The 20246-nt window shown below is 68.1% G+C and carries 19 protein-coding genes; 15 read left to right on the top strand and 4 right to left on the bottom strand.

Translation table 11 applies throughout. The features are described from left to right. Positions 1-127: 127 nt before the first annotated feature. On the bottom strand, positions 128-1492 hold the full coding sequence (locus tag CFB50_RS31510; RefSeq protein ID WP_069252559.1) for a 2-hydroxycarboxylate transporter family protein: 1365 nt from the start codon (positions 1490-1492) through the stop codon (positions 128-130). A 420-nt stretch (positions 1493-1912) separates the two neighbouring features. Between CFB50_RS31510 and CFB50_RS31505 the strand changes: the two genes are divergently transcribed. The 11 genes from CFB50_RS31505 (at position 1913) to CFB50_RS31455 (ending at position 12984) form a co-directional block, all read left to right on the top strand. Further along, positions 1913-2743 carry a MetQ/NlpA family ABC transporter substrate-binding protein gene (locus tag CFB50_RS31505; protein WP_089448489.1) on the top strand — a complete coding sequence of 277 codons (831 nt, stop codon included), beginning with the start codon at positions 1913-1915 and terminating at the stop codon, positions 2741-2743. 11 nt (positions 2744-2754) lie between these two features. After that, positions 2755-4167 carry an LLM class flavin-dependent oxidoreductase gene (locus CFB50_RS31500; RefSeq protein WP_089448488.1) on the top strand — a complete coding sequence of 471 codons (1413 nt, stop codon included), beginning with the start codon at positions 2755-2757 and terminating at the stop codon, positions 4165-4167. Between the two features lie 18 nt (positions 4168-4185). Then, positions 4186-5379: a methionine ABC transporter ATP-binding protein gene (locus CFB50_RS31495; protein ID WP_089448487.1), complete on the top strand. Its 1194-nt coding sequence runs from the start codon at positions 4186-4188 to the stop codon at positions 5377-5379. After that, positions 5372-6028 carry a methionine ABC transporter permease gene (locus CFB50_RS31490; protein ID WP_046546161.1) on the top strand — a complete coding sequence of 219 codons (657 nt, stop codon included), beginning with the start codon at positions 5372-5374 and terminating at the stop codon, positions 6026-6028. The genes CFB50_RS31495 and CFB50_RS31490 overlap by 8 nt, the downstream gene beginning before the upstream one ends. 54 nt (positions 6029-6082) lie before the next feature. Next, on the top strand, positions 6083-6925 hold the full coding sequence (locus tag CFB50_RS31485) for a hypothetical protein (protein ID WP_089448486.1): 843 nt from the start codon (positions 6083-6085) through the stop codon (positions 6923-6925). After that, entirely contained in the window at positions 6922-8133 is a 1212-nt protein-coding gene (locus CFB50_RS31480) for an acyl-CoA dehydrogenase family protein (RefSeq protein ID WP_089448485.1), read from the top strand. The genes CFB50_RS31485 and CFB50_RS31480 overlap by 4 nt, the downstream gene beginning before the upstream one ends. Before the next feature lie 145 nt (positions 8134-8278). Beyond that, complete coding sequence (gene zigA / locus CFB50_RS31475) at positions 8279-9487, top strand: zinc metallochaperone GTPase ZigA (protein ID WP_089448484.1); 1209 nt, start codon at positions 8279-8281, stop codon at positions 9485-9487. Positions 9488-9545: 58 nt separating this feature from the next. Then, entirely contained in the window at positions 9546-10466 is a 921-nt protein-coding gene (folE2, locus tag CFB50_RS31470; RefSeq protein WP_089448704.1) for a GTP cyclohydrolase FolE2, read from the top strand. Continuing rightward, complete coding sequence (locus CFB50_RS31465) at positions 10460-11038, top strand: 6-pyruvoyl trahydropterin synthase family protein (protein WP_089448483.1); 579 nt, start codon at positions 10460-10462, stop codon at positions 11036-11038. Before folE2 ends, CFB50_RS31465 begins: the two co-directional genes overlap by 7 nt. Further along, positions 11038-11598, top strand: coding sequence for a gamma carbonic anhydrase family protein (locus tag CFB50_RS31460; protein ID WP_089448482.1), 561 nt, complete (start codon positions 11038-11040; stop codon positions 11596-11598). Before CFB50_RS31465 ends, CFB50_RS31460 begins: the two co-directional genes overlap by 1 nt. A gap of 3 nt (positions 11599-11601) precedes the next feature. Next, a complete protein-coding gene (locus CFB50_RS31455) occupies positions 11602-12984 on the top strand; it encodes a dihydroorotase (RefSeq protein WP_089448481.1) in 1383 nt (460 codons plus the stop codon). Between the two features lie 7 nt (positions 12985-12991). On the opposite strand, the gene CFB50_RS31450 is transcribed toward CFB50_RS31455, so the two are convergent. Next, positions 12992-13837, bottom strand: a complete 846-nt coding sequence (locus CFB50_RS31450; protein WP_089448480.1) for a helix-turn-helix domain-containing protein — start codon at positions 13835-13837, stop codon at positions 12992-12994. Between the two features lie 196 nt (positions 13838-14033). On the opposite strand from CFB50_RS31450, the gene CFB50_RS31445 reads away from it, so the two are divergent. Continuing rightward, on the top strand, positions 14034-14996 hold the full coding sequence (locus tag CFB50_RS31445; RefSeq protein ID WP_089448479.1) for a DUF2167 domain-containing protein: 963 nt from the start codon (positions 14034-14036) through the stop codon (positions 14994-14996). After that, a complete protein-coding gene (locus CFB50_RS31440) occupies positions 14993-15718 on the top strand; it encodes a site-2 protease family protein (protein ID WP_069252547.1) in 726 nt (241 codons plus the stop codon). Before CFB50_RS31445 ends, CFB50_RS31440 begins: the two co-directional genes overlap by 4 nt. Positions 15719-15795: 77 nt before the next feature. On the opposite strand, the gene CFB50_RS31435 is transcribed toward CFB50_RS31440, so the two are convergent. Then, positions 15796-17175 carry an MFS transporter gene (locus CFB50_RS31435; RefSeq protein WP_069252546.1) on the bottom strand — a complete coding sequence of 460 codons (1380 nt, stop codon included), beginning with the start codon at positions 17173-17175 and terminating at the stop codon, positions 15796-15798. 248 nt (positions 17176-17423) lie between these two features. Between CFB50_RS31435 and CFB50_RS31430 the strand changes: the two genes are divergently transcribed. Next, positions 17424-19001: an aldehyde dehydrogenase (NADP(+)) gene (locus CFB50_RS31430; protein ID WP_089448478.1), complete on the top strand. Its 1578-nt coding sequence runs from the start codon at positions 17424-17426 to the stop codon at positions 18999-19001. A 183-nt stretch (positions 19002-19184) separates the two neighbouring features. Here CFB50_RS31430 and CFB50_RS31425 read toward each other — a convergent pair whose 3' ends face one another. Further along, positions 19185-19382, bottom strand: coding sequence for a type II toxin-antitoxin system VapB family antitoxin (locus CFB50_RS31425; RefSeq protein ID WP_069252544.1), 198 nt, complete (start codon positions 19380-19382; stop codon positions 19185-19187). Between the two features lie 269 nt (positions 19383-19651). Here CFB50_RS31425 and CFB50_RS31420 point away from each other — a divergent pair, with 269 nt between their 5' ends. After that, the gene (locus CFB50_RS31420; protein ID WP_069252543.1) at positions 19652-20206 is read left to right on the top strand and encodes a hypothetical protein; all 555 of its coding nucleotides are present in this window, start codon (positions 19652-19654) and stop codon (positions 20204-20206) included. Positions 20207-20246: the final 40 nt, after the last annotated feature.

Below are 20246 nucleotides of genomic sequence, written 5' to 3'. Positions count from 1 at the left end.
CGAAGCCCGCAATCGTCCGCCCGGCGCGACGCCCGAAACGACGCCCCGAACGACACGCGCCGCGCGCCGGCTAGGCCGGCGGCGGCGCGTGCAAAGCGGCCTGCGCGACGGTGCGCGCGGCGGCGCGTCATCCGAAGTGGGCGATCAGGATCAGCGTGACCGTGACGACGATCGCGCCGCCGATACGCGTCGCGATCTGCGCGAACGGCATCAGCTGCATCCGGTTCGCGGCAGTCAGGATCGCGACGTCGCCGGTGCCGCCTTGCCCGCTGTGGCAGGCGTTCACGATTGCGGTGTCGATAGGGTACATCTTCATCAGGCGGCCGACCACGAAACCGGTGCCCATCAGCGTCGCGACGGTCGACACGATGGTGACGACGTTGACGATCGTGAACGCGGCGGTCAGCTTGTCCCACGGCGTCATCGCGACGCCGATCGCGAACAGCAGCGGATACGTGACGGCGGTCGAGAAGAACTTGTAGACGACGAACGCGCCTTCCTGCAGCGGCGGCGACACCGCGCGCGCGAGCTTCACGAGCACCGCGAGGAACAGCATCGCGACCGGCGCGGGCAGGCCGAACAGCTTGTGCGCCATCAGGCCGACCAGGTACAGCGTGATGGCCGTGATGCCGGCGCCCGCGATGTGCGAGACGTCGACGTGGCCGCGGATTTCCTCGTTCTCGGGCGTCATGTCGCCCGATTCGCCGACCTGCAGGCGGCCGTTGCCGGTCAGGTGCGGGAGGCGCTTGCCGAGCATGTCGAGCGCGCCCGACAGGATGATCGCGGTCAGGCTGCCGAGCATCACCGGCGGCAGCACCATCGCGAACATCTCGCCTTGCGGCAGGTGCATCAGTTCCGAATAGCCGATCGACAGCGGAATCGCGCCTTCGCCGACGCCGCCCGCCATGATCGGCACGACGATGTACAGCAGCGTGTGGCGCGCGCCGAGGCCGAGCGCGGTGCCGACCGCCGTGCCGACGATCGCGGCCGCGACCGAGCCGGCCGCGAGCGGGATGAAGATCTTCACGAAGCCCTGGATCAGCACGCGGCGATCCATGCTCAGGATGCTGCCGACGATGATCGACGCGATGAACAGGTACAGGAAGTTGGTCGACTTCGTGAACTCGACGGTCAGGTTCAGCACCGGCTTGGGCAGCACGTGGTAGTACGTGAGCGCCGACGGCACGAAGGTCGCGAAGATCGCGGCCGCGCCGATGTTGCGCAGCAGCGGCAGGCGCTTGCCCAGTTCCGCGCAGGTGAAGCCGAAGAACGCGAGCACCGCGATCGCCATCGAGATCTCGCCGGGCACCTTGCCGGTCACCGAGAAGCCGACGATCAGCGCGAGCAGGATGAAGTAGACGGGCAGCGGAATGATGCCGATGCGGATTTCCATCAGTTTCCACCAGCCTTCCGGCCAGAAGCGCTCGCGCGGGGCGGCGACGGCGTCGGAAACCGGCTCCGGATGGGACGGGGTATGGATAGAGGTCTGCAAGACGTGTCTCCTGATGTTGGTATGCCTGCATGGCTTCGCGGCATCGTGTGCCGTCTATTACGCAACCCACGTGCCAGAAATCCGGTCTGTCGGAATATTTTTAATGCATTGATTTATAAGGGGTTTGTTTCGTCTGCGGAAAGGGCGACCCGCTCGGCTGGCCGAGATTTCGGAATTCGCCCGGCGCCCAGGCCGAGATTTCGGCCGGGCGCCCGGTCAGGCCCCCGATTCCGCATGGCCGCCCGCCATATCGTCGCGCGCGATTTTCTTCGCACAATCGCTTCGTAGACCGCCCCCGCGCCGCTCTCTATCATCGGCTGATCCTTTTCCGATGCGATGACCCCTGTCCGGAGAACGCCCGCGCGTTCGCCGCGGCGTCGCTCATCCGTCGATACCGTCTTTGGACAGGAGAGTGGTTTCATGCTGCATGCCGTTTTTTCCGCCCGCTTTTCCGCCGGCCGCGTCGCGCGTCTGCTGGCTGCCGCCGTGCTTGGCGTCGTGTTGCTCAATGGCGCGCACGCCGACACCGCGCCGCTGAAGGTCGGCATCTCGACCAGCCCGCAGATCGAGGCGCTGAAGGTCGCCGCGAAGGAGGCGAAGGCGCAGGGGCTCGACGTGAAGATCGTCGAATTCACCGACTGGAATACGCCGAACGCGGCGCTCGCGAACAAGGACATCGACGTCAACTACTTCCAGCACATCCCGTTCCTCGAGAACGCGAACAAGCAGGGCGGCTACAACTTCGTGTCGATCGCACCCGGCACGATCATGAAGATCGGCCTCTATTCGAAGAAGGTGAAAAGCTTCAGCGAGCTGAAGGACGGCGCGAAAGTCGCGATCGCGAACGATCCGGTGAACGGCGGGCGCGGGCTGTTGCTGCTGCAGCGCGCGGGGCTCATCACGCTGAAGCCGGGCGCCGACTACCGCGCGACGACGCACGACATCGTGTCGAACCCGAAGCACCTGAAGATCATTCCGCTCGAAGCGTCGCAGCTCGCGCGTTCGCTCGACGACGTTGATCTCGCGCAGGGCTACCCGAGCTTCATCAAGCTCGCCGGCACGACCGACCCGAACAGCGCGCTGCTGTTCGACGGCACCGAGAACAAGATCTTCGCGATCCAGTGGGTCGTGCGGCCGGACAGCGTGAACGATCCGCGCATCCGCAAGTTCATCGCGATCTACCAGCAGTCGCCGGCCGTGCGCAAGGCGCTCGACAACGCGTTCGGCTCGCTGTACGCGATCGCGTGGTGACGGAGGCGGGCATGACGACGGCGAACCGCAAGAAGATCCTGCTCAACGCGTTCAACATGAACTGCGTCGGGCACATCAACCACGGGCTGTGGACGCATCCGCGCGACCGCTCCGCGCACTACACCGATCTCGACTACTGGGCCGACCTCGCGAAGACGCTCGAACGCGGCAAGTTCGACGGGATCTTTCTCGCGGACATCGTCGGCGTGTACGACGTGTTCGGCGGCGGCCCGGACGCCGCGCTGCGCGAATCGGTGCAGGTGCCCGTCAACGATCCGCTGCTGCTCGTGCCGGCGATGGCGCAGGTCACGCGGCATCTCGGCTTCGGCGTGACCGCGAACCTGACCTACGAGCCGCCGTACCTGTTCGCGCGCCGCATGTCGACGCTCGATCATCTGACGAAAGGGCGTGTGGGCTGGAACATCGTCACCGGCTATCTCGACAGCGCGGCGCGCGGGATGGGCCTCGCGCAGCAGATCGGCCACGACGACCGCTACGAGCGCGCGGACGACTACATGGACGTCGTCTACAAGCTGTGGGAACAGAGCTGGGACGACGATGCGGTGATCCGCGACGCGCAGGCGCGCGTGTTCGCGCAGCCGGGCAAGGTGCGGCGCGTGAAGCACGACGGGCCGTTCTATTCGATCGACGCGATTCATCTGAGCGAGCCGTCGTTGCAGCGCACGCCGGTGCTGTACCAGGCCGGCTCGTCCGCGCGCGGCGTCCAGTTCGCGGGCCGTCACGCGGAATGCGTATTCGTGAACGGGCAAAGCAAGGCCGCCGCGCGCGCGGCCGCACTCGACATCCGCGCGGCCGCTGCACGGCAAGGGCGCGACCCGGCATCGATCCGGATCTTCGCGGGCGTGAGCGTCGTGACGGCGGAGACCGAGCGGCTCGCGCGCGAGAAGTTCGACGAATACCGGCGTTATGCGAGCGCCGAGGCCGGCCTCGCGCATTTCGCGAGCTCGACCGGCATCGACTTCGCGAAGTACGGCCTCGACGAACCGATATCGTACGTGAAGACCGATTCGATCCAGTCGGCCGTCGACGCGATCTCGCGCAAGAGCACGACCGGCACCTGGACCGTGCGCCGCATGCTCGAACAGATGTCGCTCGGCGGCCGCTATGCGCCGATCGTCGGCTCGCCGTCGCAAGTCGCGGACGAGTTGCAGTCGTGGATCGACGAGACCGGCATCGACGGCTTCAACCTGACGCGCACCGTGATGCCCGAGTCGTTCGAGGATTTCGTCGACTGGGTCGTGCCCGAGTTGCAGAACCGCGGCGTCTACAAGGAGGACTACGATCCCGCGCCGACGCTGCGCGAGAAGCTGTTCGGCGCGGGCCCGCGCCTGCCCGCGTGGCACACGGGCGCGCAGCACCGTCCGGCCGCCGTGGCCGAATCCGCGCATCCCGCGCATGCGTGAACGTGACGGAGCGAAGCGATGACGCAATTGTTCGATACGTTGGGTTTCGTCGAGATATCGGCAGTACGTGCGGGCGACGAGGCAACGGCACATGACGAAGCGGCCGCGTCGGCCGAATCGACCCGCGCCGGCGCCGCCGCGGTGTCGCTGGAGCAGGTCGGCAAGGTGTTCGCGACCCCGCGCGGCCAGGCCGCTGCATTGCGCGACGTGACGCTCGACGTGCGGCGCGGCGAGGTCTTCGGGATCATCGGTCGCAGCGGCGCCGGGAAGTCGACGCTGCTGCGGCTCGTGAACGGCCTCGAACGGCCGAGTTCGGGCCGCGTGCGCGTGCAGGGCGTCGATGTCGGCGCGCTCGACGAGGACGGGCTCGTCGCGCTGCGGCGCCGCACCGGCATGGTGTTCCAGCATTTCAACCTGCTGTCCGCGAAGACGGTGTTCGAGAACGTCGCGCTGCCGCTGAAGATCGCCGGCGTGCCAAAGGCCGAGCGCGTGCGCAAGGTCGAGGCGCTGCTCGAACTCGTCGGGCTCGCCGCGAAGCGCGACGCGTATCCGGCCAGCCTGTCGGGTGGGCAGAAGCAGCGCGTCGGCATTGCCCGCGCGCTCGTGCACGATCCGGAGGTGCTGCTGTGCGACGAGGCGACGTCGGCGCTCGATCCCGAAACGACGCAGTCGATCCTCGCGCTGCTCGCCGACATCAACCGCCGCCTAGGGCTGACGATCGTGCTGATCACGCACGAGATGGAAGTGATCCGCGCGGTGTGCGACACGGTCGCGGTGATCGAACAGGGCGAAGTCGTCGAAACGGGCCCCGTGTGGCGCGTGTTCGGCGATCCGCGCCACGGCGCGACGCGCGCGCTGCTCAGCACGCTCGTGCACGACCTGCCGGCCGAACTGGCCGCGCGCGTGCAGCCGCTGCCGGAACAGGCCGCGTTGCCTGAAGGCGCGCAGGTCGTGCTCGACGTCCGCTATACGGGCGAGAGCGGCGGCGAGCCGGATGTCGGCGCGCTCGCGGCGGCGCTCGGCGGCTCGGTGCGGTTCCTGCACGGCGGGATCGAGCGCATCCAGGGGCATGCGCAAGGGCGGCTCGTGATCGCGGCATCACCGCGTGCGGACGACGTAAGCCAATCGACGGCCCACGGCGGCGCGGTGGCGGCGCTGCTGGAACGCGCGCGCCGCCACGCGAATCACGCGGAGGTGCTCGGCTATGTTTGACCTCTGGTGGCCCGAACTGCTCGACGCGATCCGCGACACGCTGTCGATGGTTGCCGCGTCGGCCGTGATCGCCGCGCTGATCGGCATTCCGCTCGCGGTGATCCTCGTGACGACCGCGCCCGGCGGCATCTACGAGCGGCGCGGCGTGAACGCGGTGCTCGGCGCGCTCGTCAACGTGTTCCGCTCGACGCCGTTCATCATCCTGCTCGTCGCGCTGCTGCCGTTCACGCGCGTGCTGATCGGCACGACGATCGGCGTCTGGGCGGCCGTCGTGCCGCTGTCGATCGCCGCGATCCCGTTCTTCGCGCGGATCGCCGAGGTGAGCCTGCGCGAAGTCGACCGCGGGCTGATCGAGGCCGCGCTCGCGATGGGCGCGAAGCGCCGCCACATCGTCTGGCACGTGCTGCTGCCCGAAGCGCTGCCGGGCATGCTCGGCGGCTTCACCATTACCGTCGTCGCGCTGATCGGCTCGACGGCGATGGCGGGCGCCGTCGGCGCGGGCGGCCTCGGCGATCTCGCGATCCGCTACGGCTACCAGCGTTTCGACACCACCGTCATGGCGACCGTGATCGTGATCCTGATCGCGCTCGTCTCGGCCGTGCAAATCACGGGCGACCGCCTGGTCCGACGCGTGACCCGGCGTACCTGAGCGACGCCACAAGCGTCTGCTCGCTTCATTCATGATCCTGAGAGAAAGAACACTATGACCTTGCCCATCGGCGCGCCGCGCGAATGGAACGGACAATTCGAGGAAGCGCTGTTTCTGGAGGTGGCGCGACGCCATCGTCCGGACTTCCCCGACAAACTCGCCACGCCGCCGCGCGAGCCGCGCCACGGCGACGAGCTGGCCGCCGTCGCCGACTACTACACGAAGATGGCGTCGCACGACCTGTTCATCGTGCAGGTCGTCGCGAAGGCGATCGACACGCTGTTCCGCGACGATCCGCATTTCCAGCTGATCCTGTCGCGCCAGCTCGGCGACGACGGCGCGCACGCGGTGATCGGCCGCGAACGCGTGACCGAACTGACGGGGCGTGACCCGCTGCCGGAAGTCGACCGGCTCGTCGCCGCGCACTGGGCGCGCATCGGCGACATCGCGGTGCGCGACGTCGCGGGTTTTCTCGCGTTCGAATGGCATTACGAGCTGCACATCCTCGCGAAGCTGTGGATTCAGCGCAAGACCGGCCGTATCGGCGATTCCGCGATGCGCGAGCATGGCGAGAACCGGATCCGGCCGGACGAGGAGTGGCATCGCGTGCAGATCGTCCAGTGGTGGTTCGACACGTTGCAGGCGCTGCCGGTAGCCGAGCGTGACGCGCTGATCGATCGCGTGATCGCGGCCGACGAGGAAACGCAGGCGCGGCTCGACGATTACCTGCACGACGAGTACGCGCACACCGCGCACGTGTTCGGCGCGGATATCGCCGAATACCGCGCGATCTACGACGACTGGCGGCGCGAGATCCTGTCGCGGCTGACCGGCCGCCAGCTCGACGCGCTCGTCCCGCTGTCGGGCCAAGCGGTTGCGCAGGAAGCCGTCGCATGAACGATCCACGCGGCCCGGCGACCTTCGCGCCCGATACCGATACGCCTGCTTTCGACCCCGCCGCGCTGGCGCGAGCGATCGACGCGTTGCGCACCACGGCCGCCGCGCGCGACCGCGCGGGCGGTCATGCGGCGCGGGAGAAGCAGTGGCTCGCTGATGCCGGCCTGCTGACGCTCGCGGTGCCGCGTGCGTTCGGCGGGCAGGAAGCCGCATGGCCCGAGATCTACGATGCGATCCGGCAGATCGCGCGCGTCGACAGCGCGCTCGCGCATCTCGTCGGGTTCCAGTGCCTGCAGGTGGTGAGCGTCGACGTGTGGGGCAACGCCGCGCAGCGCGAGCGCTATCTGCGCGGCACGGTCGAGCGGCAATGGTGGTGGGGCAATGCGGTCAATCCGCTCGACACGCGGCTCGTGGCCACGGCGACGCCTGACGGCGGCTACCGGCTCGATGGCGTGAAGGGCTTCTGTTCGGGCACGCGCGGCTCGCAGCGGATGACGGTGTCCGCGCACGATCCGGACACCGGCCGCACCGTGTTCGGCGTGGTGCCGACCGATCGCACGGGGATCACGGTCAACGAAGACTGGGATCCGATCGGCCAGCGCCAGACCGACAGCGGCAGCGTGCGCTTCGACGGCGTGGCGCTGGCGGCAGACGAAGTGCTGCACCGTTCCGAGGCGCCGCCGACACCACGCGCGACGCTACGCACGCTCGTGTCGCAGCTCGTGCTGACCAACCTGTTCGTCGGGCTCGCGGAAGGCGCGCTGGCGGAAGCGCGCGACTACGTGCTAAAGCATGGCCGCCCGTGGATTCAGTCGGACGTCGCGCAGGCGAGCGACGATCCGTACACGCTGCAACGCTTCGGCGACATGCGTGTGCGGGCGATCGCCGCGGCGGCGCTGGCCGATCGCGCGGCCGCCGCGTTGCAGCGTGCATGGGCGCGGCAGGATGCGCTGACGGCGGACGAGCGCGCCGAGGTGGCGCTCACGGTATCGGAGGCGAAGATCGTCGCGCAGCGCGCGGCGCTCGAGAACGGCGAGGCGCTGTTCGACGCGTGCGGCGCACGCGCGACGGCTGCATCGCTCGGCCTCGACCGCTTCTGGCGGAACGCGCGCACGCATACGCTGCACGATCCGCTCGACTACCGGCTGCGCGACGTGGGCCGGTTCGCGTTGACGGGCGAGTTGCCGCAGGCGTCGCTCTATACGTGACGGCGTAATCGGCGTGATGCCGGAGCGGCGCGGTCCGCTCCGGACAAAACCTAACCGGCATGCTGGACGTCTGAAATGATATGTTATATCGTTGCGATACAATGTATCACTCGATGATCGCCCACCCTCCTTCCGGAATCGCCCGATGAGCACCGCACTCCCCCCGTCCACGCGGCTTCCCGTGACCGTCCTGTCCGGCTTCCTCGGCGCCGGCAAGACGACGCTGCTCAACCACATCCTCAACAATCGCGAGGGCCGGCGCGTTGCGGTCATCGTCAACGACATGTCCGAGGTCAACATCGACGCCGCGCTCGTGCGCGACGGCGGCGCGGGGCTGTCGCGCACCGACGAGAAGCTGGTCGAGATGAGCAACGGCTGCATCTGCTGCACGCTGCGCGAGGATTTGCTGATCGAGGTCGACCGGCTCGCGCGCGAAGGGCGGTTCGACCAGCTCGTGATCGAATCGACCGGCATCTCGGAGCCGCTGCCGGTGGCCGAGACGTTCACGTTCGAAGGCGAGGACGGCCGCAGCCTCGGCGAAGTCGCGCGGCTCGACACGATGGTGACGGTGGTCGATGCGTTCAATTTCCTGCGCGACTACGCATCGCGCGACAGCCTGCAGTCGCGCGGCGAATCGATGGGCGAGGAAGATGCGCGCACGGTCGTCGATCTGCTGATCGACCAGATCGAGTTCTGCGACGTGATCGTGATCAACAAGATCGACCTGACCGACGCAAGCGCGCGCGAGCGGCTGGCCGCGCTGCTGCGCGGTTTGAATCCACGCGCACGGATCGAGATCGCCGAATTCGGCAAGGTGCCGCTCGAGCGCGTGCTCGACACCGGCCTGTTCGACTTCGAAGCCGCATCGCGCGCGCCGGGCTGGCTGCAGGAGATGCGCGGCACGCACACGCCCGAGACCGACGAGTACGGGATCCGCAGCTTCGTCTATCGCGCGCGTCGGCCGTTCCATCCGCAGCGTTTCTTCGATCTCGTCGAAAGCGAATGGCCGGGCGTCGTCCGCTCGAAGGGGTTCTTCTGGCTCGCCACCCACCCCACCGTCGCCGGCTCGTGGTCGCAGGCCGGCGCGGTCGCGCGGCATGGGCCGGCGGGCTACTGGTGGGCGGCCACGCCGCCCGAGCGCTGGCCGCAGGACGCGGAAGCCGTCGCGCAGATCCGTGCGCGCTGGGACGAGCACGTCGGCGATGCACGGCAGGAACTCGTGCTGATCGGCATGGACATGGACGAGCCCGCGCTGCGCGCGCGCTTCGACGGGTGTCTGCTGACCGACGCCGAGATGGCCACCGGCCCCGAACACTGGACCACGTGGGACAACCCGTTTCGCGACTGGCCCTGACCTGAACGCGCTTCCTGCATCGATCCGGATGGAGAAGGCGCTCCACCGGATTCCGAGCATGAACGCACCCCTTCCCGATATTTCCCTGACCGATGCCGCGCCGGGCGGCCGCCCGCTCGAATGGGTCGGCATGCAGGGCATCGACCTGCCCGTTGCGGTGGCCGAGCCCGGCTGCCGGCGCGACGTGCATGCGCGCGCCGACGTGCAGGTCGATCTCCCTGCGCCGCACGTGAAGGGCATCCACATGTCGCGGCTGTACCGTCTGCTCGACGGGCTCGGCGATGGCGCGGCGCTGTCGCCGGCCGGCCTGCAGCGTGTGCTGCACGCGATGGTCGACAGCCATCGCGACTGCGGCACGCGCAGCGCGCGGCTACGATTGCGCTTCGACCTACTGGCACGCCGCGCCGCGCTGGTGACGGACGGGCTGGCCGGATGGAAGGCCTATCCGGTCCGGATCGACGCGACGCTGACCGGCTCCCGGTTCGAGCTGCGCGCGCAGGTGACGGTCGTCTATTCGTCGACGTGCCCGTGCTCCGCCGCGCTGTCGCGGCACTGGGTCGAGCAGGCGTTCCTGGCGGCGTTCGGCCGCGACGATCGCGTGGAGCCGGCGGCGGTCGCCGCGTGGCTGAAACGGCACGCGACGGCGGCCACGCCGCACAGCCAGCGCAGCGAAGCCGTCGTCAGTGTGGCGTTGCCCGCCGGTGGCGCGACGCTGGGGCTGATCGACCTGATCGATCGCATCGAGCAGGCGCTCGGCACACCGGTGCAGACGGCCGTCAAGCGCGCGGACGAGCAGGCATTCGCGGTGCTGAACGGCGGCAACCTGATGTTCGTCGAGGATGCCGCGCGCCGGGTCCAGGCCGCGCTGGACGGCCACCATGCGACCCCGCGCGTGCACGTGCGCCATCTGGAAAGCCTGCATCCGCACGATGCGGTGGCCTGGGCCGCGCCGGTTCACGAAGGCGCCGACGCATGCTGATCCGCAAGCTGTTCCGGTTCGAGAACGCGCACGTCGCGCGCGGCTGCAGCACGCGGCGCTGCTCGCATTCGATCCACGGCCATTCGTATCGCGTCGAGCTGCTGCTCGAAGCGCACGCGCTGGATCATGGGCAGATGATCTACGACTTCGGGCTGCTCAAGGGCGACGTGCGCGACCTGATCGACGCGTTCGACCACGCAGTGACGCTGTGGTCGGACGACGATCCTTGCTATGTCGAGAGCATGCGCCGGCATTCCGAGCGCTGGGTGCTGCTGCCCGTGTCGCCGAGCGCCGAGCAGTTCTCACGGGTGTTCTTTCGCCTCGTCGATGCGGCGCTGTCCTGCACCCGCATGTCGAACGGCGAAGCCGGCGTGCGGCTGCATTCGATCATCGTTCATGAGACCGAGACCGGTTACGCGCAGTGCTTTCGCGACGATGCATTCAACCCGCGCATGGGTCGCATCGACCTGGACGACATCGTGTTTGCGCCGGCTATCGCCGGACAGTGGCGCGATCCGGGCCTGTTCGAGCGGATCAAGCGCGGCCGCCCCATTTCAAGGCAGGAATCCTGATGATCAGAAAGAACCCGCGCGGCGACCTGCCGCAGATTCACCCGAGCGCCTTCGTCGATCCGACTGCCATTCTGTGCGGGCTCGTGATCGTCGAGGAGAACGTGTTCATCGGCCCGTACGCGGTGATCCGTGCCGACGAAACGGATGCCGGCGGCCGGATCGCGCCGATCGTGATCGGTGCGCATTCGAACATCCAGGACGGCGTGGTGATCCATTCGAAGTCGGGCGCGAGCGTCACCATCGGCCAGAACACGTCGATCGCGCATCGCGCGATCGTCCACGGGCCGTGCAAGGTCGGTAACGGCGTGTTCGTCGGCTTCAACAGCGTGCTGTTCAACTGCACCATCGACGACGGCTGCGTGGTGCGCTACAACGCGGTCGTCGACGGCTGTCATCTGCCGCCGGGTTTCTACGTGCGTTCGACCGAGCGCATCGGGCCGGAAACCGATCTCGCCGCGTTGCCGCAGGTGACGGCCGACGCGAGCGATTTCTCCGAGGACGTTGCACGTACGAACAATGCGCTGGTGCTGGGCTACAAGCACATCCAGAACGAGTTCTGAGTCATGGACGAGCGCAACCGACGTGAAGGAGGCGCGAGCGACGCGCTGAAGCGACGTCACGCCGACCTGCTCGTGCATGGCGGCACGGTGATGACACCCAACGGGGCCGAGCAGATCGATATTGCGTGCGTGGACGGCCGTGTCGTCGCATTGGGTGCGTTGCACGGCACGTGGCGCGCCGACGTCCTGCTGAATGCCGGCGGCCTGCATGTGTTGCCGGGCGTCGTCGACAGCCAGGTGCATTTCCGCGAACCGGGCCTCACGCACAAGGAGACCTTCGAGGCCGGCACGCGCGGCGCGGTGCTCGGCGGCGTCACGACGATCTTCGAGATGCCCAATACGCATCCGCTGACGCTGACCGCGCAGGATCTGCAGGCCAAGCTGGGTCTCGCGTGCGGCCGTGCGTGGTGCGACTACGCGTTCTATATCGGTGGCTCGCCCGCGAACGCCGAATGGCTGCCGGCGCTCGAAAACCTGCCGGGCTGCGCGGGCGTGAAGGTCTTCATGGGCAGTTCGTTCGGCGATCTGCTGGCCGACGACGAAGCCGTGTTGCGCCGGATCGCGCGCAACGGACGGCGGCGCATGGCCGTGCACGCAGAGGACGAGGCGCGGTTGCGCGAGCGCCGGGCGCTCGTGGAAGCGAGCGGCGACGTGCGGGATCATCCTCGCTGGCGCGACGAGGAAAGCGCGCTGGCGGCGACGCGGCGCATCGTCGGGATGGCTGCCGAAACGGGCCGCCGGCTGCATGTGCTGCACGTGTCCACCGCCGACGAAATGGCGTTCCTCGCGCGGCACCGGCATCGCGTGACCGTGGAGGTCACGCCGCATCACCTGAGCCTGCACGCGCCCGATTGCTACGAGCGGCTCGGCACGTTCGCGCAGATGAATCCGCCGGTGCGCGAGCGGCATCATCAGGATGCGCTGTGGCAGGCCGTTCGCGACGGCGTGGTCGACGTGATCGGCAGCGATCACGCGCCGCATACGCGCGATGAAAAACGCCGGCCCTATCCGCAATCGCCGAGCGGGATGACTGGCGTGCAGACGCTGCTGCCGCTGATGCTCGATCACGTGCATGCGGGCCGCCTGAGCCTCGCGCGGCTGGTCGACCTGACCAGTGCCGGGCCGGCGCGCATCTTCGGCATCGCGGGGAAAGGGCGGATCGCGGCGGGCTACGACGCCGATTTCAGCATCGTCGACTTGCGTGCGCGTCGCATCATCCGGGACGAATGGATTGCCAGCGTGAGCGGCTGGACACCCTATGACGGGTGCACGGTCACAGGCTGGCCCGTGCATACGGTCGTGCGCGGGCAGGTCGTGGTGCGCGACGGCGCGTTGAACGGGGCGCCGACAGGGCAGGCTGTGACGTTTCTGGATGCGGCGGGTTAGCCGCGCATTACGCCGGCAACGCGTCCGCCAGCGCCCGCATCGCGTCCACCGTCTCCGGGTTCGCCGGGAAGAACGCCTCGATCGCGAGTTCCGACAGCGTCACGTCGACCGGTGTGCCGAACACCGTCGTCGTGCTGAAGAACGTCAACTCGCCGGTCGCCGTGCGCAGCCGCAGCGGCACGGCGATATCCGCGAAGTCGGTGCGCGCCTGCGTGTCGTCGGGCTGGCCGGCCGGCGCCGGATATGCGGCGAGTTCGTCGCGCAGCGTGTGCAGCGTGCGGTCGCCGCTCGCATCGATCTGCCGCTGCAGCCGATGCAGGATGTGCGCGCGCCATTCGTGCCAGTTGACGATCTGTGACGCGAGCCCGTCCGGATGCAGGCTCAGCCGCAGCACGTTGACGGGCGGCTGCAGCAGCGCCGGGTCGGCCTGCGCGACCAGCGCGCCGAGCATCCGGTTCGCGGCGAGCAGCGTCCAGTGGCGGTCCACGGCGAGCGCCGGGTAGGGCTCGTGGCCGCGCAGCACCGCTTCGACCGCATGGCGTGCGGCATCCAGTTGCGGATCCGAAAACGGCCGTTCTCGGAACAGCGGCGCGAAGCCGGCCGCGACGAGCAGCGCATTGCGTTCGCGCAGCGGCACGTCGAGACGCTCGGCGAGATGCAGCACCATCTCGCGGCTCGGCTGCGCGCGGCCCGATTCGACGAAGCTCAGGTGGCGCGCGGAGACTTCCGCGTCGAGCGCAAGCGCCATCTGGCTCAGGCGCCGGCGTTGCCGCCACGTGCGCAGCAGCGGGCCGACGCCGGGCGCGCGGCCGGCGGACGGGGAGGGCGAATGGAGGGCGGCGGTCGGGTTCATGGTGCTGATGATAGGCAATCCCGCGCACCATGGACATTACCTGCGACGTAAGCATCTCGCCGTTCCCCGGACGTGTCACCGCGCTGCGTTACCATAGCCCCCGTGCCAACTGAGAGACGACGCCGGCCCCGCGATTGAAAGCGCCTGGGCCGGTGCCGTGCATATTTACGACAAGGCATTCCAGGGGAATCCAACAATGAAAAAACTTGCCGTCCGGCTCGCCTGCGTGGCGACGCTTGCATTCGCCGCGACCACCGGCCACGCGCAGACCGAAGCTGCGCAGGTGGAAATGAGGGCCGCCGCCGCGGCCGCCAACGACGCGGTCGTGAAGGGCCCGACCGACATCGACGTGAAACACGAAGCCGTGCTGAAGCTGAAAGCCGGCGAATCGTTCGTGCCGGCCGCCGAAGCCGGCCGCTACCTGCGCTCGATGGGCAACTCGATCGACGAATCCAAGCTGGTCGGCCTCGTGCTGCCCGATGATCCCGATGCCGACTGGATCTCGGTCGTGTCGTTCGAGCCGAGCGGCTATATCCGCGATGACGATGCAAAGGACTGGAAACCCGACGAGCTGCTGAAGAGCCTGCAGTCCGGCACCGAGGAAGACAACCCGGGGCGCAAGGAGCGCGGCCTGCCGGAGACCGAGGTGGTCGGCTGGGCGAAGGCGCCCGCCTACGACGCGGCCACGCACCGGCTCGTGTGGTCCGCGATCATCCGCGACAAGGGCGCGGCCCCGAACGCCGAGAACGACGGCGTGAACTACCGGACGCTGGTGCTCGGCCGTGACGGCTACCTGTCGCTGACGATGGCTTCGACGCTTGCCGATCTGCCGAAATACAAGGCGTCGGCCGACGAGCTGCTGTCGAACATCCGCTTCAACGACGGCAAGCGCTACGCCGATTTCAACAAGTCGACCGACCACGTCGCCGAGTACGGCCTTGCGGCGCTGATCGTCGGTGTCGGCGCGAAGAAACTCGGCCTGCTCGCGCTGATCGGCGCGTTCGCGGTGAAGTTCTTCAAGATCGGCGCGGTCGCACTGCTGGCCGGCGGCGCGGCGTTGAAGCGCTTCTTCGCGCGCAAGCCGAAGGCGGCCGCGGTGCCGGCCGTCGCCGAGGCATCCAGCGTCTCCGACGCATCCGGCACGGAGCGCAAGGAATGACGAAGCTGTTGCTGCTGATCTTCGGCGGCCTCAAGCTCGGCAAGGTGCTCGTGTCGGCGGGCACCATGCTGGCGTCGATCGCGGTCTACGCGGTGTTCTACGGCTGGCGGTTCGCGGCCGGTTTCGTGGCGCTGCTGCTGGTGCACGAGGCCGGCCATTACATCGCCGCGCAGCGGCGCGGGCTCGACGTCGGGCTGCCGACCTTCATCCCGTTCGTCGGCGCGTGGATCCAGCTGAAGGAGATGCCGCACGACGCGGAAACCGAGGCGTACGTCGGGCTCGCTGGGCCGTTCGTCGGCACGCTCGGTGCGCTGGCCTGCTACGCGGCCGCGCGCCACTATGACAGCAACCTGCTGCTCGCGCTGTCGTACACGGGCTTCTTCCTGAACCTGTTCAACATGATTCCGCTGTCGCCGTTCGACGGCGGGCGGATCACCGCGGTGCTGTCGCCGCGCATCTGGTTCGCGGGCGTGCCGGTGCTGATCGCGCTGTTCGTGTACCGCCCGAGCCCGTTGCTGATCGTGATGGCGATCCTCGCGCTGCCGCAGCTGAAGCGTGCGTGGCGCTACGACCCCGACGCGCCGGAGAACCGCGTTTACTACGCGACGTCGATCGAGACGAAGACGACGTACGCGCTCTGCTACGTGGGCCTGCTCGCGTTCCTTGCACTGATGACGTCGGGCGTGCACGACATGCTGCGCGTCGCGCATTCGTCGATCTGACCGCGGATACCGGCGGTCGAATGCAACGACGGCGGCCGTTTTATGCGGCCGCCGTCGTTTTGTCTTGAAGCCGAGCGTCAGGCGTCGCGATGACGCAGTTCGACGCGTTTGATGTCCTTCACGATCACGAGATAGCTGAATACGGTGACGAGCGCGTTCAGCCCGACGAACACGAGCGCGCCGTTGAACGAGCCGCTCGCGCCGACGAGGTAGCCGATCGCGATCGGCGCGACGATGCCGGCCGTGTTGCCGAACATGTTGAACAGGCTGCCCGACAGGCCGATCGCTTCCTTCGGCGCGGTATCCGCGACGACGGCCCAGCCCAGCGAGCCGATCCCCTTGCCGAAGAACGACACGGCCATCAGCACGATCACCAGCACTTCGCTGTCGACGTAGTTGCAGCCGATGATGACCATCGACAGCGCCATCCCGCCGACGATCGGGATCTTGCGCGCGAGCGTGAGCGACACGCCGCGACGGATCAGCCCGTCCGACAGCATCCCGCCGAGCACGCCGCCGAGGAACCCGCAGATCGCGGGCAGCGACGTCATGAAGCCGGCCTTCAGCAGCGACATCCCGCGTGCCTGCACGAGATAGATCGGGAACCACGTGAGGAAGAAGTAGGTGAGCACGTTCACGCAGTACTGGCCGAGGTACACGCCGATCAGCATCCGGTTCGACAGCAACTGGCGCACGTAGTACCAGCCGGCCACGCGGCTGCCCTCCGAGCGCGCGCCGTTGCTGCTGCGCGCGGCGGTGCGCACCAGTCCGCCGCCTTGCTCGATATGCTCGAGTTCCGCTCGGTTCACGGCCGGATGGTCGGCCGGATCCTTCATGACCCGCAGCCACAGGAACGCGAGCGCGATGCCCGCGAGGCCGAGCCACAGGTACACCTGGTGCCAGCCGTACGCATGCGTGAGCCACGCCATCAGCGGCGAGAACACCACGGCCGCGAAGTACTGCGCTGCGTTGAAGATCGCCGACGCGGTGCCGCGCTCGGCGGTCGGGAACCAGCTCGCCACGACTTTCGCGTTCGCCGGAAAGGCCGGGGCTTCGGCGATGCCGACCGCGAAGCGCATCGCGAACAGCGCGGCGACCGCGAACGCGGCGCTGCCGCCGAGGCCGATCGTGCTCTGCAGCAGCGTGAACGCCGACCACAGGAAGATGCTCGCCGCATACACGCGCCGCGCGCCGAAGCGGTCGAGCAGCCAGCCGCTCGGCAACTGCGCGAGCACGTACGCCCAACTGAACGCCGAAAAGATGTAGCCCATCGTCACCGGATCGATGCCGAACGCCTTGCGGATAGGCGTGCCGGTGATCGACAGCGTCGCGCGGTCCGCGTAGTTGAGCGTCGTGACGACGAACAGCATCGCGAGGATCCAGTAGCGCACGGCGGTCCGGCGCGCGGTGCGCGCGAGGTCGAGCGGCAGCTCGCGAGGGGAGGTCTGATTGCTCACTTTAAATGTACGTCGTCGTATGACATGAGCGAAAGTTTATTGAGAATACCCGGATTCATAAACCTCGGGTTTTCCCTTTGGGGATCGTCGTCACAGTGTGGGAAAGTCGCGATATGCTGGCCGGACAAGGCTTGCGCGTGTATCGTCGGCGCCTTCGCAGGCGGCGCGAATGATGCGATGTTGTCGGCAGACATCGTATCTGTTGCGCTACAATGAGCAATCCATTCCCGAACCACGGAGCACATCCCATGCAACTGACAGGAGAGATGCTGATCGGCGCCGAAGCGGTGGCCGGCTCGGCAGGCACCTTGCTGGCGTTCGACCCGACGAAAGGCGCGCCGATCGAGGCCCCGGCGTTCGGCGTCGCGACGCAGGCCGACGTCGACGGCGCGTGCGAGCTCGCACGCGACGCGTTCGATGCGTACCGCACGCAGCCGCTCGCGGCCCGCGCGGCGTTTCTCGAAGCGATCGCGGATGAAATCGTCGCGCTCGGCGATGCGCTGATCGAGCGTGCGCATGCCGAAACGGGCCTGCCCGTCGCGCGGCTGCAAGGCGAGCGCGGCCGCACCGTCGGCCAGCTCCGGCTGTTCGCGCGTGTCGTGCGCGACGGGCGCTTCCTCGCCGCGTCGATCGATCCCGCGCAGCCGGCGCGCACGCCGCTGCCGCGTTCGGACCTGCGGCTGCAGAAAGTCGCGCTCGGGCCCGTCGCCGTGTTCGGCGCGAGCAATTTCCCGCTCGCATTCTCGGTGGCGGGCGGCGATACCGCGTCGGCGCTCGCGGCCGGCTGCCCGGTGATCGTGAAGGCGCACGAGGCGCACCTCGGCACGTCCGAGCTAGTCGGCCGCGCGATCCGCGCCGCCGTCGCGAAAACCGGCATGCCGGCCGGCGTGTTCTCGCTGCTGGTCGGCCCCGGCCGTGTGATCGGCGCGGCGCTGGTCAGCCATCCGGCGATCCAGGCCGTCGGTTTCACCGGGTCGCGGCAGGGCGGGATGGCGCTCGTGCAGCACGCGAACGCGCGTCCGCAGCCGATTCCCGTTTATGCGGAAATGAGCAGCATCAACCCGGTCGTGTTGTTCCCGGCTGCGCTGGCCGCGCGCGGCGACGCGATCGCGACGGGCTTCGTCGATTCGCTGACGCTCGGCGTCGGCCAGTTCTGTACCAACCCGGGCCTCGTGCTCGCAATCGACGGCCCCGATCTCGACCGCTTCGAAACCGTCGCCGCGCAGGCGCTGGCGAAGAAGCCGGCCGGCGTGATGCTCACGCGCGGCATCGCCGATGCGTATCGCAACGGCCGCGGCAAGCTGGCCGAGCTGCCGGGCGTGCGTGAAATCGGCGCGGGCGAGGCGGCGCAGACCGACTGCCAGGCCGGCGGCGCGCTGTACGAAGTCGGTGCGCAGGCGTTCCTGGCCGAGCCGGCGTTCAGCCACGAGGTGTTCGGGCCGGCGTCGCTGATCGTGCGTTGTCGCGATCTCGACGAAGTCGCGCGCGTGCTCGAAGCACTCGAAGGCCAGCTGACGGCCACGCTGCAGATGGACGCCGACGACAAGCCGCTCGCGCGCCGGCTGCTGCCGATCCTCGAACGCAAGGCGGGCCGCCTGCTGGTCAACGGCTACCCGACCGGCGTCGAGGTGTGCGACGCGATGGTGCATGGCGGGCCGTTCCCGGCCACGTCGAACCCGGCCGTCACGTCGGTCGGCGCGACGGCGATCGACCGTTTCCTGCGGCCGGTGTGCTACCAGGATTTCCCGGACGATCTGCTGCCGGAAGGGTTGCAGGAAAGCAATCCGCTCGCGATTCCGCGGCTGCGGGACGGGAAGGCGGAGTGATGACGCACTTCGATTGAGGGAGCGATCCATTGCGACCGGTGAGCCTGGGTGCTTGCCGGTTGCAACAAACGAAAAGGCGGAAGTGGCCGGTGAGCCGCTTCCGCCTTTTTTGCATGGCAGGTTTGGGTAGTGCCGATCTCGCCGCGTCAGTGGGCAGGATGCGCGGCGAGCCGTCGAAAAGAATCATGCTGGCTCCGACGGGCGGCGCGGGATGGATTCGAGATCAGGTTCGGTGCCGCCGAGCCGGGCGAGCCGCCGGGCGCTTTCGCGGGCGATCAACGCGCGCAGCGCTTCTTTCACCAAGGCCGATTTTTCGGTCACGCCAGTCAATTGCTGCGCTTTGGCAAGCAGGGCGTCGTCAAGGGACAAGGTCGTGCGCATGGCGCGCCTCCGGAAAGGATCGAAGCATCAATTGATGCTGATGGTGATGCCTGCACCCGAGGGTGCAATGAATCTGGATCGTGCCGAGGCGGCATAGAGGGTCCGGTGTCCGGGGCGAGCGCCGGCGTCGTCGTGTGGGCAAAGGCGGTCGTTGATCTCGCCGTCTTCCGTGTCGCCGGAATTTCTCATACAGTACCGGAGCCCCGGGTCGACCGACCCGCAGGCGAAACCTGAGAGATCCAGAAAAAAGACCAAGAGGGAACGGCATCATGAACATCAGCAAACGTGGCGACCACCTGTTCGCGGCCGGGTTGTGGAAAGCGATCGGCGACGTCGCGAAGTCGGTCCGTACCCAGATCGGCGAATACAGCGAAGGGCGCGTGCTGGCCGACGCGCTGTTCGCGCTGCAGCGCGAGCTGGGCGGCAGCGAATTCGATGTGACGATCAACCAGGGGCGGCCCGTCGCGGGTTCCGATCCGCATTCGTTGACCTTCGGCAGGGCCGTCGAGCGTTTCAGGCACGACATGGAGGCGGTGGTGTTCGCGCTGAAGCACCGCCGCAGCATCGACGAGCCCAACGGTGCGCAGCGCGCCGAAGAACTGACGCAGGCCAACACGCATCTCGCGACCGCGAAGCAGTACGCGATGTTGACGGTCGGGCGGTTCTTCGATGCGGTCGTCGATCGCGACGTGCTGGAACAGATCGTGGGTGCCGAGTCGCCCGCGCGCGGCCGGCCGATCGCGGCGCGCAAGGGAATCGACGAGACGCAGCGCACGCTCGCCGGCGTGCGTCAGCGGATCATCGGCGCGATCGCGCAGATGTAACGCAATGGCCGCGCCGGCTCGTCGAGCCGCGCGGCCATTG

It is taken from the genome of Burkholderia sp. AU33423 (genome assembly GCF_002223135.1).
GTDB classification, from domain to species: domain Bacteria; phylum Pseudomonadota; class Gammaproteobacteria; order Burkholderiales; family Burkholderiaceae; genus Burkholderia; species Burkholderia lata_D.
The sequence above is the reverse complement of the archived record's forward strand: the minus strand, read 5'-3'. Positions and strand labels throughout refer to the sequence as shown.

What these genes read in the sequence shown, in the direction of transcription:
- CFB50_RS31505 (WP_089448489.1), top strand. Translation starts at nt 1,913, where the DNA reads ATGCTGCATGCCGTTTTTTCCGCCCGCTTTTCCGCCGGCCGCGTCGCG.
- CFB50_RS31500 (WP_089448488.1), top strand. Translation starts at nt 2,755, where the DNA reads ATGACGACGGCGAACCGCAAGAAGATCCTGCTCAACGCGTTCAACATG.
- CFB50_RS31495 (WP_089448487.1), top strand. Translation starts at nt 4,186, where the DNA reads ATGACGCAATTGTTCGATACGTTGGGTTTCGTCGAGATATCGGCAGTA.
- CFB50_RS31490 (WP_046546161.1), top strand. Translation starts at nt 5,372, where the DNA reads ATGTTTGACCTCTGGTGGCCCGAACTGCTCGACGCGATCCGCGACACG.
- CFB50_RS31485 (WP_089448486.1), top strand. Translation starts at nt 6,083, where the DNA reads ATGACCTTGCCCATCGGCGCGCCGCGCGAATGGAACGGACAATTCGAG.
- CFB50_RS31480 (WP_089448485.1), top strand. Translation starts at nt 6,922, where the DNA reads ATGAACGATCCACGCGGCCCGGCGACCTTCGCGCCCGATACCGATACG.
- zigA (WP_089448484.1), top strand. Translation starts at nt 8,279, where the DNA reads ATGAGCACCGCACTCCCCCCGTCCACGCGGCTTCCCGTGACCGTCCTG.
- folE2 (WP_089448704.1), top strand. Translation starts at nt 9,546, where the DNA reads ATGAACGCACCCCTTCCCGATATTTCCCTGACCGATGCCGCGCCGGGC.
- CFB50_RS31465 (WP_089448483.1), top strand. Translation starts at nt 10,460, where the DNA reads ATGCTGATCCGCAAGCTGTTCCGGTTCGAGAACGCGCACGTCGCGCGC.
- CFB50_RS31460 (WP_089448482.1), top strand. Translation starts at nt 11,038, where the DNA reads ATGATCAGAAAGAACCCGCGCGGCGACCTGCCGCAGATTCACCCGAGC.
- CFB50_RS31455 (WP_089448481.1), top strand. Translation starts at nt 11,602, where the DNA reads ATGGACGAGCGCAACCGACGTGAAGGAGGCGCGAGCGACGCGCTGAAG.
- CFB50_RS31450 (WP_089448480.1), bottom strand. Translation starts at nt 13,837, where the DNA reads ATGAACCCGACCGCCGCCCTCCATTCGCCCTCCCCGTCCGCCGGCCGC.
- CFB50_RS31445 (WP_089448479.1), top strand. Translation starts at nt 14,034, where the DNA reads ATGAAAAAACTTGCCGTCCGGCTCGCCTGCGTGGCGACGCTTGCATTC.
- CFB50_RS31440 (WP_069252547.1), top strand. Translation starts at nt 14,993, where the DNA reads ATGACGAAGCTGTTGCTGCTGATCTTCGGCGGCCTCAAGCTCGGCAAG.
- CFB50_RS31430 (WP_089448478.1), top strand. Translation starts at nt 17,424, where the DNA reads ATGCAACTGACAGGAGAGATGCTGATCGGCGCCGAAGCGGTGGCCGGC.
- CFB50_RS31425 (WP_069252544.1), bottom strand. Translation starts at nt 19,382, where the DNA reads ATGCGCACGACCTTGTCCCTTGACGACGCCCTGCTTGCCAAAGCGCAG.
- CFB50_RS31420 (WP_069252543.1), top strand. Translation starts at nt 19,652, where the DNA reads ATGAACATCAGCAAACGTGGCGACCACCTGTTCGCGGCCGGGTTGTGG.